The sequence below is a fragment of the Pseudomonas sp. KBS0707 genome (genome assembly GCF_005937945.2).
Lineage (GTDB): Bacteria > Pseudomonadota > Gammaproteobacteria > Pseudomonadales > Pseudomonadaceae > Aquipseudomonas > Aquipseudomonas amygdali.
Window position 1 is genome coordinate 4878734 of record NZ_CP041754.1, and the last position, 13857, is coordinate 4892590.

Genomic DNA, 13857 nt, shown 5'->3' on the forward strand with positions numbered 1-13857 from the left:
GTGTTCGGGCTGGTTAGGGCCTGCCGTCAGGCAGGCCCTTGTTTTACCAGCTCGGTCTGGTAAATCGGTCTCCGTACAGGATCGCAAATTGATTCATTGCCACTTTCCAGTCGTGTGCCGCATGACCCCAGTTGGCGGTGATGTTGCGCAACCCAAGCCATATCAGTTTCGTCGCAGCCTCATCGGTCGGGAAGTGCCCTCGAGTCTTGATGATCTTGCGTAACTGGGCATTGATGCTCTCGATGGCATTGGTCGTGTAAACCACTTTGCGAATGCCCGCCGGAAAAACAAAAAACGGTATAACCCGATCCCAGGCGCGACGCCATGCAGCAACTACAGTCGGATACTGCTTGCCCCAGGGGCCCGCTTCAAAGGCGTTAAGCTCTTGCTCAGCCACATCGGCATTGATCGCCTGGTAGATCGGCTTGAGTGCTTTGGCCAGTGCCCGACGTTTATCCCAAGCGGCATAGTCCAAGCTGTTGCGGATCAGATGCACGATGCAGGTTTGCAGCGTCGTGGCAGGAAAAACCGCCCCCAACGCCTCCGGTATTCCTTTGAGGCCATCCGTGACGGCGATCAGAACATCTTCAACGCCACGAGTCTTGAGGTCGTTGAACACCTTCATCCAAAACTTGGCACCCTCGGTGCTCTCGATCCATATACCCAGAATGTCGCGCGTGCCATCAGGTAATACCCCCAGCGCCAGATAAATAGCCTTGTTGCACACTAACCCCTCGTCCCGGATTTTGACCCGTAACGCATCGAAGAAGATCACCGGATACATCGGTTCCAAGGGTCGTTGCTGCCAAGCGCCCACCTCTTCCATGACCGCATCGGTGACTGAGCTGATGAAGTCATGGGACACGTCAGTTCCATACTGCTCAGATAGAAAAGCGCGGATCTCACGCACCGTCATGCCCCGGGCGTACATGGCAATTATCTTGTCGTCGAAGCCTGTAAAACGTCGTTCGTGCTTGGGAATCAGGATCGGGGCGAAGCTACCATCGCGGTCTCTGGGGATATCCAGGCGAAGCGGCCCGTCGTCGGTCAGAACCGTCTTGCTGCTTTTGCCATTGCGCTGATTGGTCGCCCCCTCAGGGCGCTCCGCGCCCTGAGGGTAACCAAGGTGGTGACCCAGCTCGGCGCCTAGCGCACGCTCGATCAGAGCCTTCTTGAACGCCATGGACGCGTCTTGAATGGCTTCGGCGCTCATCGGGCCTTTAACAAACTGCTCGATCAGCTCTTGGGGAATCGAGGGCAACTCCCTCGCTGTTGCATTGGCGGACTTCTTTTTGGTCGGCATACATGCACCTCTAGCTACATGTTATGCCCGAACACAAAATTTCTGACAGTCTCCAGCTGGCGATATCGCAATGATTCTCTGCCTGAAGGAGCGCACCATCCACTTTCACATTGCCAGCGCCATTCAGAAAATGGGCGTTTGCAACAAGACGGCTGCTGCCGTACAGGCCGCACTGAGCGGGGTGTTCTGATAAAGCCCGCAGCCGAACCGCAATCAAACAGGTATGAAAACGAAAAAATACGTAAAATCGTCTGCCTCGGCGAGCCCACCTGTCTTCGGGCTCACTGACATACTTTCGATTGCACAGAGTTCTCCCGCCAATGCCCCTGCTCATCAGTCCTTTCGCTGAACTTGATCTCATTCGCCAACCCGAGCAACAGGATGAGCCGTTGCAGGCATTCGATGCTGCTGACGAGTACCTGCTCAATCATGTTGCAGAAACCGGGCTGAGCCTGCAAAGCCGGGTGCTGGTGCTCAATGACAGTTTCGGCGCGCTGGCGGCCAGTCTGGCGTCTCATGCCACGGTGGTCAGCAGCACCGACTCTTTCCTGGCTGCACAAGGTCTGGAAAAGAACCTGGCACGCAATGGCATGAGCTATGACGCGGTACCGCACATCCCCGCCAGCGAGCCCTTGAGCGGGCCATTCGACTGGGTACTGATCCGGGTGCCGAAGACCCTGGCGCTGCTGGAAGAACAACTGATACGCCTGCAGGGTCAACTGGCACCGGGGGCTCGCGTGGTCGCGGCAGCCATGGTCAAGCATTTGCCACGTTCGGCTGGCGACCTGCTGGAGGAATACGTAGGGCCGGTGCAGGCCTCACTGGCGGTGAAAAAAGCCCGGCTGCTGTTCGCCACGCCGCAGCCCATGGAAGTGCGGACTTCGCCCTACCCGACCCGTTACCGTCTGGACGAGCCGGCCATCGAACTGCTCAACCACGCCAATGTATTTTGCCGCGACGGGCTGGACATCGGTACCCGGGCATTCCTGCCTTATCTGCCGAAAAACCTCGGCACCGCAAGGGTCGCCGACCTGGGATGCGGCAACGGCGTGCTGGCTATTGCCAGCGCGCTGGACAACCCGCAGGCGCACTACACGCTGGTCGACGAGTCGTTCATGGCCGTGCAATCGGCAGCCGAGAACTGGCGCGCAACGCTGGGCGAACGTGTGGTGGAAGTTCGGGCAGCCGACGGGCTGGACACTCAGGAACCCGACTCGCTGGATGTGGTGCTGTGCAATCCGCCCTTCCATCAGCAACAGGTGGTGGGAGATTTTCTTGCCTGGCGCATGTTCCTCCAGGCGCGTGCCGCACTGGTTAACGGCGGCGCGCTGTATATCGTCGGCAACCGTCACCTGGGTTATCACACCAAGCTGTCGCGCCTGTTCCGCGGTGTCGAGCAAGTGGCGGCCACGCCGAAATTCGTGATCCTGAAAGCACGCAAGTAATCCATGGCGCAAAAAAAGACCCTCTTGCCAGCGGGTGGCAAGAGGGTCGCAAAACGTGTCCGGAGGACACGAACGGGAATTCAGTATCAGTGTGTCGTCAGGCCCGCTGCGCTCATGAACATGCGCATCAGGCTGGCTACGATAAACAGCGCAAATACGCTGCCCGCCCAGATCCCGACCAGCCAGGCCAGGCGTTGCCAGAGCGGTTTGCTCAGTGCCGGATCAGGATCGTGCATGGAATTTTTACCAGACATCGTCAATCTCCTCGGTTCGGACTAGTGATAACCGTCTGCAGCCGTCACCTTGCCGCGGAATACGTAGTAGCTCCAGAAGGTGTAGCCCAGGATGAACGGAATGATGAACAGCGTGCCGACCAGCATGAAGCCCTGGCTCTGCGGCGGCGCGGCGGCTGCCCAGATCGATACCGAAGGCGGAATGATGTTTGGCCACAGGCTGATGCCCAGCCCGCTGTAACCCAGAAATATCAGCAACAGGGTCAGCAGGAACGGCGTGTAGTGGGCATTGCGGGCGACAGCCTTGAACAAACCGTACATGGTCACCAGCACCAGAACCGGCACGGGCATGAACCACAGTAGATTGGGCATGCTGAACCAGCGATGGGCAATGTCCGCGTGAGCCAGCGGCGTCCACAGGCTGACCACCGCCATGACCGCCAGCACAGCCAGTGCCAGAGGGCGGGCCAGATCATGCATCGCCTTCTGCAGCGAACCTTCGGTTTTCATGATCAGCCAGGTACAGCCCAGCAGCGCATAGGCGACAATCAGGGCCAGGCCGCAGAACATCGGAAACGGCGCGAGCCAGTCCAGTGAACCGCCAGCGAACTGACGATTGACCACCGGAATTCCTTCGATGTAGGCGCCCAGCGCCACGCCCTGAAAGAAGGTTGCAGCCAGCGAACCGCCAATGAACGCCTTGTCCCAGAGGTGGCGTTTCTGTTCGGTCGCCTTGAAGCGAAACTCGAACGCCACGCCGCGAAAGATCAGGCCCATGAGCATGAACATCAGCGGCAGGTACAGCGCAGACAAGACCACCGAGTAGGCCAGCGGGAATGCACCGAACAGTGCCGCACCGCCCAGCACCAGCCAGGTCTCGTTGCCGTCCCAGACCGGCGCGACGGTATTCATCATCACGTCACGGTCGGAACTGTCTTTCATGAACGGGAAGAGAATCCCGATGCCCAGATCGAAGCCGTCCATCACCACGTACATCATGATGCCGAAGACGATGATGATGGCCCAGATCAGCGGAAGATCGATACCCATGGCTTAAATCCCCTTGCCGAGACGGTCAGGATGGTCGCCATCTTCTTCGCCTTCAACAGCAGCGGAGAGCGGACGGGCCGGAGTGCGTTGCTGGCCGGGACCACCGTGAGGCACATGTTCGACATAGGCTTTTGGCCCCTTGCGAACCAGGCGCATCATGTAGCCAAGACCTGCACCGAACAGCACGAAATACACGACCACGAACAGCACCAGAGTGATGCTCATCTGCGCCACGCTGTGGCCGGACGATGCATCGGCGGTGCGCATCAGGCCATACACGACCCACGGCTGACGACCGATTTCGGTAGTAAACCAGCCGGCGAGAATCGCGATCAGGCCAGACGGCCCCATCCACAGCGCCAGGTACAGGAACGGACGCGAGTTATACAGCGTGCCGCGCTTGCGCAGCCACAGGCTCCACAGGCCGGTGAAGATCATCAGCATGCCGAGGGCGACCATGACCCGGAACGACCAGAATACGATTGTCGAATTAGGGCGATCCTCAGGCTTGAACTCCTTGAGCGCCGGCACCTGCTTGTCGAGGCTGTGGGTCAGGATCAGGCTGCCCAGGTACGGAATTTCCACCGCGTACTTGGTACGCTCTTCCTTCATGTCGGGAATGCCGAACAGAATCAGCGGGGTCGGTTCGTCACCGACGTTTTCCCAGTGGCCCTCAATGGCGGCGATCTTCGCCGGCTGATGCTTGAGCGTATTCAGACCGTGGAAGTCACCGACCACTGCCTGAATAGGTGCAACCAGCAAGGCCATCCACATGGCCATCGAAAGCATTTTGCGTACGGCGGGTGTATCGCGACCGCGCAACAGGTGCCAGGCAGCCGAGGAGCCGACGAAGAACGCAGTTGCGACGAATGCGGCAATCGCCATGTGCGTCAGGCGGTACGGGAACGAGGGGTTGAACACCACTGCGAACCAGTCGGTCGGAATGACACGGCCGTCGATGATCTCGAAACCTTGCGGCGTCTGCATCCAGCTGTTGGACGACAGAATCCAGAACGTGGAGATCAGCGTACCAATGGCAACCATCACCGTGGAAAAGAAGTGCAGCTTACGGCCGACACGGTTCCAGCCGAACAGCATGACGCCGAGGAAACCTGCTTCAAGGAAGAAGGCGGTCAGTACCTCGTAGGTCAGCAGCGGGCCGGTAACAGCACCTGCAAAATCGGAGAAGCGGCTCCAGTTGGTGCCGAATTGATAGGCCATGACCAGCCCGGAGACCACGCCCATGCCGAAGTTGACGGCAAAGATCTTCGACCAGAAGTGGTACAGGTCACGGTAGACGTCATCGCGGGTCTTCAGCCACAGACCTTCGAGCACAGCCAGGTAACTTGCCAGACCAATAGTGATGGCAGGAAACAGGATGTGAAACGAAATGGTGAATGCGAACTGAATTCGGGCGAGATCTATAGCCTCTAAACCGAACATAATATGTTCCTCTCTCAGATGAAACCTGCTGCTGGCTGTGAGCCAACAACGATTGCTCCCACGGTAATGAGTGCTTATGTTTCTTTATTCTGGCGTTTCCAATGGCGAAAACGCTGGCCGAAGCACTGATCACTGCCTGAACGCAATGATGCAGATCAATCGACCATGAAAGAGTAGTCCTGTTCAGCCGCTAAAGTCGTGTGGTCTATTGTCGCGTGTCGATTTGTCTCACCGGTAGAGCACTTGCAGACGCCCACCGCTCCTCACGCTTTAGCGTGAGAATGCCGTTCGTGACGCTCCGCGTCACACCTGCGCCGCACCACCTACGCAAGAGGACGCAGAGCGTCCAGAACCGCATGCCAACGCAGAGCGTTGGCACGATAAGCAGTTGGATTTGCGCGCGCGATTACAACAACTTGTCCAGCGTGATCGGAAACTCGCGGATCCGCTTGCCGGTGGCGTGGTAGATCGCGTTGGCAATCGCTGCCGGTACGCCCACGATGCCGATCTCGCCGACGCCTTTGGAACCTAGCGCGTTGACGATCTCGTCGTGTTCTTCGACAAACAGCACGTCAATATCGCCGATATCAGCATTAACCGGGATGTGGTACTCGGCCAGGCTGTGGTTCATCGGGCGACCCAGAGTGTGATCAAGCATCGCCTCTTCCTGAAGCGCCATGCCCATCCCCCACACAACACCACCAAGAATCTGACTACGCGCCATCTTCGGGTTCACTACCCGGCCCGCTGCCACAGCACTGACCACGCGATTGACCTTGATCGTGCCCAGGTCCTCGTCGACCAGCACTTCGACGAATACCGCCGAGTGCGTTGCAGCCGCATAGGCTTCACGCTTCTTGTCCGGCTCGGCATCAACTTGCACTTCAATCGCACCACTGGCTTGAGAGGCAGCCAGCTCTGCCATCGACAGCGCCTGCTCGCCCACATACAGCTTGCCCGCTTCGAAACGCACCTCATCCGGCGTGGCAGATGCGAACTGCGGATGAAGCCCTTTGGCAACTTCCAGCACCTGACGCTGCAAGGCCTGACACGCCTGCTGCACCGCTGTACCCACTGAAGACACGGTAAACGAGCCGCCCTGCAAAGGCGCGGTCGGCAACGAAGAGTCACCCAGTAGAAAGGTGACATTCTCCACATCGATGCCCGAGGCTTCAGCAGCGATCTGCGTCATCACAGTGTACGTACCCGTACCGATGTCAGTCGTGGCACTGCTGACTACTAAACTGCCATCAGCCTCAAGACGCGCCTTGGCGCTGGCTTTCATCTGCATGGCTTCCCAGACACCGCCCGCCATGCCCCAGCCGACCAGTTGACGACCTTGGCGCATACTGCGTGGCTCGGGGTTGCGACTTTCCCAACCAAAACGCTCGGCGACCTGGCGGTAGCACTCGCGCAGCTCTTTGCTGGAGTAAGGTTTGTCTTCATTACCGTTGCGTTCGGCGTAATTGGTCAGGCGCAGGCGCACAGGGTCGATGGCCAGCGCACAGGCCAGCTCGTCCATGGCGCACTCCAGACCGATCATGCCCAATGCAGCGCCCGGCGCACGCATATCCAAAGGCGTGAACACGTCCAGCGGCACCAGCTTGTAGGTCAGTTGCACGTTATCGCAGTGATAGAGCATGCCGCTCCACTCAACAACATGCTCGCTGAAGTCCTCGAATCGCGAAGTCTGGCCGATGGCTTCATGCCCAATGGCCAGCAGACGACCGTTGGCAGCCGCCCCCAGACGCAAGCGCTGCACGGTGCGCGGGCGATAGCCGAAGGTGAACATCTGTTGTCGGGTCAGGGTCAGGCGCACCGAGCGCTTCAGATGCAACGCTGCCATCACCGCCAATGGCAGCTGATATTGCGGGCGCAGGCCTGAACCGAAGGCACCGCCGACGAAGGCTGCCAGCACGCGGATCTTGTCCTTTTCCAGACCGAAGACCTTATGCAGGTAGTCCTGACAGTTCTGCGTGCCCTGGGTCTTGTCGTGAATCTGCAGGCTGCCGTCAGCCTGGTACAGGACGGTGGAAGCATGCGGTTCCATCGGGTTGTGGTATTCGCTGGGCGTGCTGTAGGTCACGTCAACGCTGAGCGCAGAACTGGCCAGCTCACCCTCGAAGTTGCCACGCGGCGGCGGCAGTTCGGCAGGCGCGTCATGGGCAGTGTCGAGCATGGCCTGCAAATCGGTCTGGTGAGCCTGCTGTTCATATTCGATACGCACCAGCGAACCGGCGTGCCGTGCCAGCTCCAGCGTATCGGCAACGACCAGCGCAAGCGGCTGGCCGCTGTACATAACGTTGTCGTTGTAAAAAGGCCGAAACGGCGAACCGTCGGCAGAGTCAGCGTCTTCGTAGTTTTCGTCGTAGCTGGCCACTGAAGGACGATTGGTATGGTCGATGACGGCGACGACACCCGCGACTTTCAACGCCTCGCTGGTATCGATGCTGACGACGCGACCGTTGGCGATGGTGCTGGAGACCACGCTGGCATACAGCAGCCCTTCTTCAGGGTATTCACCGGCGTAGCGCGCGCCGCCTGTCACTTTCAGTCGGCCGTCGACGCGGTCTACCGGCTTGCCCATTGGCGAAAATGGCTGGTTCATAGGGCGCTCCCTCCTGTTGCGGCATCGCTCAAGGCGCGAATGATCGCGCGGCGGGCCAGCCTGACTTTGAAACCGTTGTGCTCCAGAGGCTTGGCATCTTCAAGCATGGCGTCTGCCGCAGCGGCGAAGTGCTCGCGAGTGACCGGTTTACCGATCAACAATGCCTCGACCGCTTTGTCGCGCCACGGCTTGTGCGCGACGCCACCCAGCGCCAGACGCACGTCGCGTACCACGTCACCGTCCAGATCGATGGCAGCAGCGACCGATATCAGGGCAAACGCATAGGATGCGCGATCACGAATCTTCAGATAAGCGTTGTGACTGGCAAAGCCCTGTGCAGGCAGCTCGACCGCGATGATCAACTCATCATCGGCCAATTGGTTGTCGCGTTGCGGCGCATCACCCGGCAGGCGGTGGAAATCCGCGAACTCGATGGTGCGGCGACCGGCACGTCCTTCGACATGCACCACAGCCTCCAGCGCAGCAAGGGCCACGCACATGTCGGATGGATGCGTGGCGACACATTCGTCACTGGCACCGAGGATTGCGTGAATACGGTTCAGACCTTCACGCGCCGGGCAGCCGCTACCCGGTTCACGCTTGTTGCACGGCACACCGGTGTCATAGAAGTAATAGCAGCGGGTCCGTTGCAACAGGTTGCCGCCAGTGCTGGCCATATTGCGCAACTGTGGCGAGGCACCGGCCAGGACGGCTTTGCTCAGCAACGGGTACCGCGCCTCGATCAACGGGTGATACGCCAGGTCGGCATTACTCACCAGGGCACCGATCATCAGTCCGCCAGAAGCCGTTTCGCTGACCTCCCTTAATGGCAGGCCGGTGATATCGATCAAGTGTTCAGGCGTTGCGACGTTTTCTTTCATCAGATCGAGCAGGTTGGTGCCGCCAGCAATGAAACGCGTGGCAGGCCCGCTCAGGTTGACCGCTGCGGTGATGTCGGTCGGCTTGCTGTAGGTAAACGGATTCATGCGTTCACCTCCGGCTTCGGCGCTGCATTGTGAAACTGTGGCAAGGCCTCTTCGACCGCCGCAAGAATATTGCTGTAAGCACCGCAGCGGCACAGGTTACCGCTCATCAGTTCCTGGATCTCGGCACGCGTGCTGGCGCGCCCCTCGTTGGCCAGCCCGACAGCCGAGCAGATTTGCCCGGGCGTGCAATAGCCGCACTGGAACGCATCGTTCTTGATGAACGCCTGCTGCATTGGATGCAACTGATCGCCGTCGGCAAGACCTTCAATGGTGGTCAGTTCGGCGTCGTCGCACATGATCGCCAACGTCAGGCAGGCATTGATGCGCGTACCGTCACGCAGTACGGTACATGCACCACACTGGCCGTGGTCGCAGCCTTTCTTGGTGCCGACCAGATCAAGCTGATCACGCAGCAGGTCCAGCAGGGTGGTCCAGGGCAGCACGTCCAGCTGGCGCTGCTGCCCGTTCAGGGTCAGAGAAATCGCGTGGGTCGCGAAATCCTTCGGGTTCGGGGTCGTTGCACTCATGGAAACCTCACGGTAGGCGTTCGCTTAGCGCATTTTTATGCGTCTTAAGGGGTGGGACTTCGTGAGGTTTGCAACGTTCAGGCTTTCTTGATGAGCGCACTTGTCATCGAAAGGCCCTTATCCACAGGCAGCCATCCTGACCCGCTGCTGGTATGATGCGCGGCTTTTTCCGACTCGCAGAAATCAAACGGGCTGCCTCGCAGTCTGTGCTTTGCTGTTGGAGTCGATCATTCACGACGCGCGCCGCGTCACGGAGAGCCAGACATGCTGGAAAGGCTGTTTCAACTCAAGGCACACAACACCAACGTGCGGACCGAGATTCTCGCGGGCGTCACGACTTTCCTGGCGATGGCCTACATCCTGTTCGTCAACCCGAGCATCCTCGGCGAAACCGGCATGGACAAGGGCGCGGTATTCGTCGCCACCTGCCTGGCAGCCGCCATCGGCTCGACGGTGATGGGGCTGATCGCCAACTACCCGATCGCCCTTGCACCGGGCATGGGCCTGAACGCCTTCTTTACCTATACCGTGGTCCTGCACATGGGTCACAGCTGGCAGGTAGCGCTGGGTGCAGTGTTCATCTCGGCGGTGATGTTCTTCATTCTGTCGATCTTTCGCATCCGTGAATGGATCATCAACAGCATCCCTCTGCCCCTGCGTTCGGCCATTGCCGCTGGTATCGGCCTGTTTCTGGCACTGATCGCCCTGCATAACGCCGGAATCGTGGTCAGCAACCCGGCCACCATCATCGGCATGGGCGACCTCAAGCAGCCTGCTCCGGTGCTGGCTACCCTGGGCTTCTTTCTGATCGTGGCGCTGGACCACCTCAAAGTGCGCGGCGCGGTGCTGATCGGCATCCTCGCGGTCACCCTGGTGTCCATCGTGCTGGGCTTCACGCCGTTTGGCGGTGTGGTGTCGATGCCGCCTTCGCTGGCACCGACCTTCATGCAGCTGGACATCATGGGCGCGCTGGACGTTGGTCTGGTGAGCATCATCTTCGCCTTCCTGTTCGTCGATATCTTCGATAATTCCGGCACCCTGATCGGCGTGGCCAAACGCGCCGGGCTGATGGGCAAGGACGGGCACATGCCGAAAATGGGCCGTGCGCTGATCGCCGACAGTACTGCCGCGATGGCCGGTTCCCTGCTGGGCACCTCGACCACCACCAGCTACATCGAGTCGGCTGCGGGCGTCAGCGCGGGTGGCCGCACCGGTCTTACTGCCGTGGTGGTCGCCGTGCTGTTCCTGCTGGCGCTGTTCTTCGCCCCGCTGGCCGGCAGCGTGCCCGCCTTCGCCACCGCACCGGCGCTGCTGTTCGTCGCCGTGCTGATGGCGTCCGGCATGGCTGAAATCGACTGGGACGACATCACCGTCGCAGCGCCGGTGTTAATTACCGCTCTGGCGATGCCGTTCACCTACTCCATTGCCAACGGCATTGCCTTTGGTTTCATTTCCTGGACAGCGATCAAGCTGTTGTCGGGACGCTGGCGCGAGCTGAATTCCGCGCTGGTGATCCTGTCGATCCTGTTCGTGATCAAGCTGGGCTGGTTCAACGCATGAGTGTTCCTTTCGACCCTGCGAGCTACGACCGTCAGCTCGAAGAAAAAACCGTTCGCCTGCGCGAGTTGCTGGCCCCGTTCGATGCACCTGAGCCGCAGGTGTTTGATTCACCGCGCGAGCACTATCGGCTGCGCGCCGAATTTCGCCTGTGGCGCGAAGACCAAAAGCGTTATTACGCAATGTTCGCGCCGGGCGACAATCGAACGCCGATCCTGCTCGAAGGCCTGCCGATCGCCAGCGAGCGCATCAACGCGCTGATGCCGGTGCTGCGCGAGCGCTGGGAAGCCAGCCCGACGTTGAATCACAAGCTGTTTCAGGTGGACTTCCTGACCACGCTGGCGGGTGATGCGATGATCACCATGTGCTATCACCGCCCGCTGGACGCTGAATGGCAAGCCGCTGCCGAGCAATTGGCGGCTGAGCTGAACGTGAGCCTGATCGGTCGTTCCAAGGGCCAGAAGCTGATCATCGGCCAGGATTACGTGACCGAGAAGCTCGACGTGGCTGGCCGCACCTTCAGCTACCGCCAACCGGAAGGCGCGTTCACCCAGCCCAACGGCACGGTGAACGGCAAGATGCTCAACTGGGCGTTTGATGCGCTGGGCGAGCGGCAAGACGATCTGCTGGAGTTGTACTGCGGCAACGGCAACTTCACCCTGCCGCTGGCCACCCGCGTGCGCAAGGTGCTGGCGACCGAAATCAGCAAGACCTCGGTCAATGCAGCGCTGAGCAACCTGGATGACAACGGCGTGGACAATGTCACGCTGGTGCGTTTGTCGGCAGAAGAGCTGACCGAAGCGCTGAACGAAGTGCGCCCGTTCCGCCGTCTGCACGGTGTGGACCTGAAGAGCTACGACTTCGGCAGCGTCTTCGTCGACCCGCCACGCGCCGGCATGGACCCGGACACCTGCGAACTGACCCGCCGCTTCGAGCGCATTTTGTACATCTCCTGCAACCCGGAAACCCTGGCCGCCAACATCGCCCAGTTGCACGACACCCACCGGGTCGAGCGCTGCGCCCTGTTCGACCAGTTTCCGTACACCCACCACATGGAATCGGGTGTGCTGCTGGTTCGCCGTTGAGGCATATCACTATCGTGCGGCGCTCTGCGTCGCATGCCTTTCTGGACGCTCCGCGTCCTCTTGCGATGCGGAGCGTCGTGAACTGCATTCCCACGCTGGAGCGTGAGGAGCGGGAGTTCTTTCATGCCCGTCACGGCGAAACTGTCAGAATATTTATTAGCTTCCTATCGATACGCTAAGGTATAAACCGAAAACGTGAATTAGCCGCTTCGATGGGATCCCTTTCTTGAGCTCTGAGTCTTCCGCCTCTCCTGCCCCGGTCAAGTTGTCCAGCCAGCCCGGTTTCGTCAGTTTTATCCTCTCGCGCCTGATGGCAGTGTTTGCCATGCAGATTCAGGCAGTGGTGGTCGCCTGGCAGGTCTATGACATGACCCGCGAGCCAATGGCACTGGCGTATGTCGGCCTTGCTCAGTTTATTCCCATGTTGCTGCTGTTGATGCCTGCCGGGGACCTGATCGACCGCTACAACCGCAAGGTCATCCTGATGATCAGTTGGGGCGTGCAGGCGTTCTGCGGCACCATTCTGTTTGTGTTTTCGGCCCTCAAACTGCAAGACCTGCGGCTGATCTACGGCGCGCTGATGCTCTACGGCTGCGCCCGCGCCTTCACCGGCCCGGCCCTGCAAAGCCTGCTGCCACAGATTGTCCCGCGTGACCAACTGCCTTCGGCCATTGCCACCAACAGTGTGATCATGCGCTGTTCGACCGTTGGCGGCCCGCTGATCGGCGGCTATCTGTATTGGCTCGGCGGCGCAGAACTGACGTATTCAGTCTGCGTGGCAGCATTCATAGCTGGCATCCTGTTTCTGGCCCCTGTAGCGACGCCCTTTGCCGGCAAGCCAGTGGAACTTGGCTCCAGCGCCTGGGGCCGGTTCACCGCGGGAATTGCCTTCATCCGCTCGCGACCGATCATCCTCGGCACCATTTCGCTGGACCTGTTCGCCGTGCTGCTCGGCGGCGTGGTGGCGCTGCTGCCGATTTACGCCCATGAAGTGCTGCATCTGGGCCCCCAAGGGCTGGGCATGCTGCGTGCGTCGATGAGCCTGGGCGAGCTGGGCGTCGGTATTTACCTGAGCATGCGCCCGCTGCAGCGCAACGTCGGCATGACCATGTTTATTGCCGTCGGCCTGTTCGGCGTAGCGAATCTGGTGTTCGCACTGTCGACACTGTTCTGGCTTTCGTGCCTGGCTCTGCTGGTCGCGGGCGCGGCGGACATGGTCAGCGTGTTCATTCGCTCGGCGCTGGTGCAGTTTTCGACGCCGGACAACATGCGCGGCCGGGTCAATGCCGTGAATATGCTGTTTGTCGGCTCATCCAACGAGCTGGGCGAATTTCGCGCAGGCACCAGCGCCTCGCTGGTCGGCGCGATACCTGCGGCAATCATGGGCGGCGTCTGCACACTGGGCGTGGTCGGCGCGTGGATGACGGGCTTCAAATCGCTGCGGCAGGTCGACCGTTTTGCCGATGCGTCGCCACCTGAAGTGTTGCAGGCGCAGCCCGTGAAAAGCTAGACACGGACTTCCCGAACCAATCGGCTCTCTCGCACCTCTATACCCTCGTATCCTGCACACGCTGGCCGGACCGCCAGACTGGCGCAGACCTGTATCAGCAGCGACACTCA

11 protein-coding genes and 1 pseudogene are annotated in these 13857 nt (G+C 59.9%); 5 read left to right on the forward strand and 7 right to left on the reverse strand.

Translation table 11 applies throughout. The annotated features are described in order from the left end of the window. Positions 1-43: 43 nt before the first annotated feature. Positions 44-1303 carry an IS256-like element ISPsy17 family transposase gene (locus FFH21_RS23220; protein WP_004663377.1) on the reverse strand — a complete coding sequence of 420 codons (1260 nt, stop codon included), beginning with the start codon at positions 1301-1303 and terminating at the stop codon, positions 44-46. Positions 1304-1358: 55 nt separating this feature from the next. Between FFH21_RS23220 and FFH21_RS23225 the strand changes: the two are divergent. Beyond that, a pseudogene (locus FFH21_RS23225) lies at positions 1359-1493 on the forward strand (LuxR C-terminal-related transcriptional regulator); the annotation flags it as partial. A gap of 130 nt (positions 1494-1623) precedes the next feature. Continuing rightward, a complete protein-coding gene (locus FFH21_RS23230; protein ID WP_041924638.1) occupies positions 1624-2748 on the forward strand; it encodes a class I SAM-dependent methyltransferase in 1125 nt (374 codons plus the stop codon). A gap of 86 nt (positions 2749-2834) precedes the next feature. Here FFH21_RS23230 and FFH21_RS23235 read toward each other — a convergent pair whose 3' ends face one another. From FFH21_RS23235 to FFH21_RS23260, 6 genes are all read right to left on the reverse strand, one after another. Then, complete coding sequence (locus tag FFH21_RS23235) at positions 2835-3002, reverse strand: DUF2474 domain-containing protein (RefSeq protein WP_002555239.1); 168 nt, start codon at positions 3000-3002, stop codon at positions 2835-2837. A 21-nt stretch (positions 3003-3023) separates the two neighbouring features. Next, positions 3024-4031 (reverse strand): cytochrome d ubiquinol oxidase subunit II, encoded by a 1008-nt coding sequence (gene cydB, locus FFH21_RS23240; protein WP_002555240.1) that lies wholly within the window; start codon positions 4029-4031, stop codon positions 3024-3026. A gap of 3 nt (positions 4032-4034) precedes the next feature. Next, the gene (locus FFH21_RS23245) at positions 4035-5474 is read right to left on the reverse strand and encodes a cytochrome ubiquinol oxidase subunit I (protein ID WP_004655531.1); all 1440 of its coding nucleotides are present in this window, start codon (positions 5472-5474) and stop codon (positions 4035-4037) included. Positions 5475-5880: 406 nt separating this feature from the next. After that, positions 5881-8082, reverse strand: coding sequence for a xanthine dehydrogenase family protein molybdopterin-binding subunit (locus FFH21_RS23250; protein ID WP_054072911.1), 2202 nt, complete (start codon positions 8080-8082; stop codon positions 5881-5883). Then, a complete protein-coding gene (locus FFH21_RS23255; RefSeq protein ID WP_004666254.1) occupies positions 8079-9068 on the reverse strand; it encodes a xanthine dehydrogenase family protein subunit M in 990 nt (329 codons plus the stop codon). Before FFH21_RS23255 ends, FFH21_RS23250 begins: the two co-directional genes overlap by 4 nt. Beyond that, positions 9065-9595: a (2Fe-2S)-binding protein gene (locus FFH21_RS23260; RefSeq protein WP_011169517.1), complete on the reverse strand. Its 531-nt coding sequence runs from the start codon at positions 9593-9595 to the stop codon at positions 9065-9067. Before FFH21_RS23260 ends, FFH21_RS23255 begins: the two co-directional genes overlap by 4 nt. A gap of 264 nt (positions 9596-9859) precedes the next feature. On the opposite strand from FFH21_RS23260, the gene FFH21_RS23265 reads away from it, so the two are divergent. The 3 genes from FFH21_RS23265 (at position 9860) to FFH21_RS23280 (ending at position 13747) form a co-directional block, all read left to right on the forward strand. Then, positions 9860-11155 (forward strand): NCS2 family permease, encoded by a 1296-nt coding sequence (locus FFH21_RS23265; protein ID WP_011169518.1) that lies wholly within the window; start codon positions 9860-9862, stop codon positions 11153-11155. After that, positions 11152-12237 carry a tRNA (uridine(54)-C5)-methyltransferase TrmA gene (trmA, locus tag FFH21_RS23270; protein WP_004666256.1) on the forward strand — a complete coding sequence of 362 codons (1086 nt, stop codon included), beginning with the start codon at positions 11152-11154 and terminating at the stop codon, positions 12235-12237. Before FFH21_RS23265 ends, trmA begins: the two co-directional genes overlap by 4 nt. Positions 12238-12463: 226 nt before the next feature. Then, positions 12464-13747: an MFS transporter gene (locus FFH21_RS23280; RefSeq protein ID WP_041924639.1), complete on the forward strand. Its 1284-nt coding sequence runs from the start codon at positions 12464-12466 to the stop codon at positions 13745-13747. Positions 13748-13857: the final 110 nt, after the last annotated feature.

What these genes read in the sequence shown, in the direction of transcription:
- FFH21_RS23250 (WP_054072911.1), bottom strand. Translation starts at nt 8,082, where the DNA reads ATGAACCAGCCATTTTCGCCAATGGGCAAGCCGGTAGACCGCGTCGAC.
- FFH21_RS23220 (WP_004663377.1), bottom strand. Translation starts at nt 1,303, where the DNA reads ATGCCGACCAAAAAGAAGTCCGCCAATGCAACAGCGAGGGAGTTGCCC.
- FFH21_RS23245 (WP_004655531.1), bottom strand. Translation starts at nt 5,474, where the DNA reads ATGTTCGGTTTAGAGGCTATAGATCTCGCCCGAATTCAGTTCGCATTC.
- FFH21_RS23255 (WP_004666254.1), bottom strand. Translation starts at nt 9,068, where the DNA reads ATGAATCCGTTTACCTACAGCAAGCCGACCGACATCACCGCAGCGGTC.
- FFH21_RS23235 (WP_002555239.1), bottom strand. Translation starts at nt 3,002, where the DNA reads ATGTCTGGTAAAAATTCCATGCACGATCCTGATCCGGCACTGAGCAAA.
- FFH21_RS23265 (WP_011169518.1), top strand. Translation starts at nt 9,860, where the DNA reads ATGCTGGAAAGGCTGTTTCAACTCAAGGCACACAACACCAACGTGCGG.
- cydB (WP_002555240.1), bottom strand. Translation starts at nt 4,031, where the DNA reads ATGGGTATCGATCTTCCGCTGATCTGGGCCATCATCATCGTCTTCGGC.
- trmA (WP_004666256.1), top strand. Translation starts at nt 11,152, where the DNA reads ATGAGTGTTCCTTTCGACCCTGCGAGCTACGACCGTCAGCTCGAAGAA.
- FFH21_RS23260 (WP_011169517.1), bottom strand. Translation starts at nt 9,595, where the DNA reads ATGAGTGCAACGACCCCGAACCCGAAGGATTTCGCGACCCACGCGATT.
- FFH21_RS23230 (WP_041924638.1), top strand. Translation starts at nt 1,624, where the DNA reads ATGCCCCTGCTCATCAGTCCTTTCGCTGAACTTGATCTCATTCGCCAA.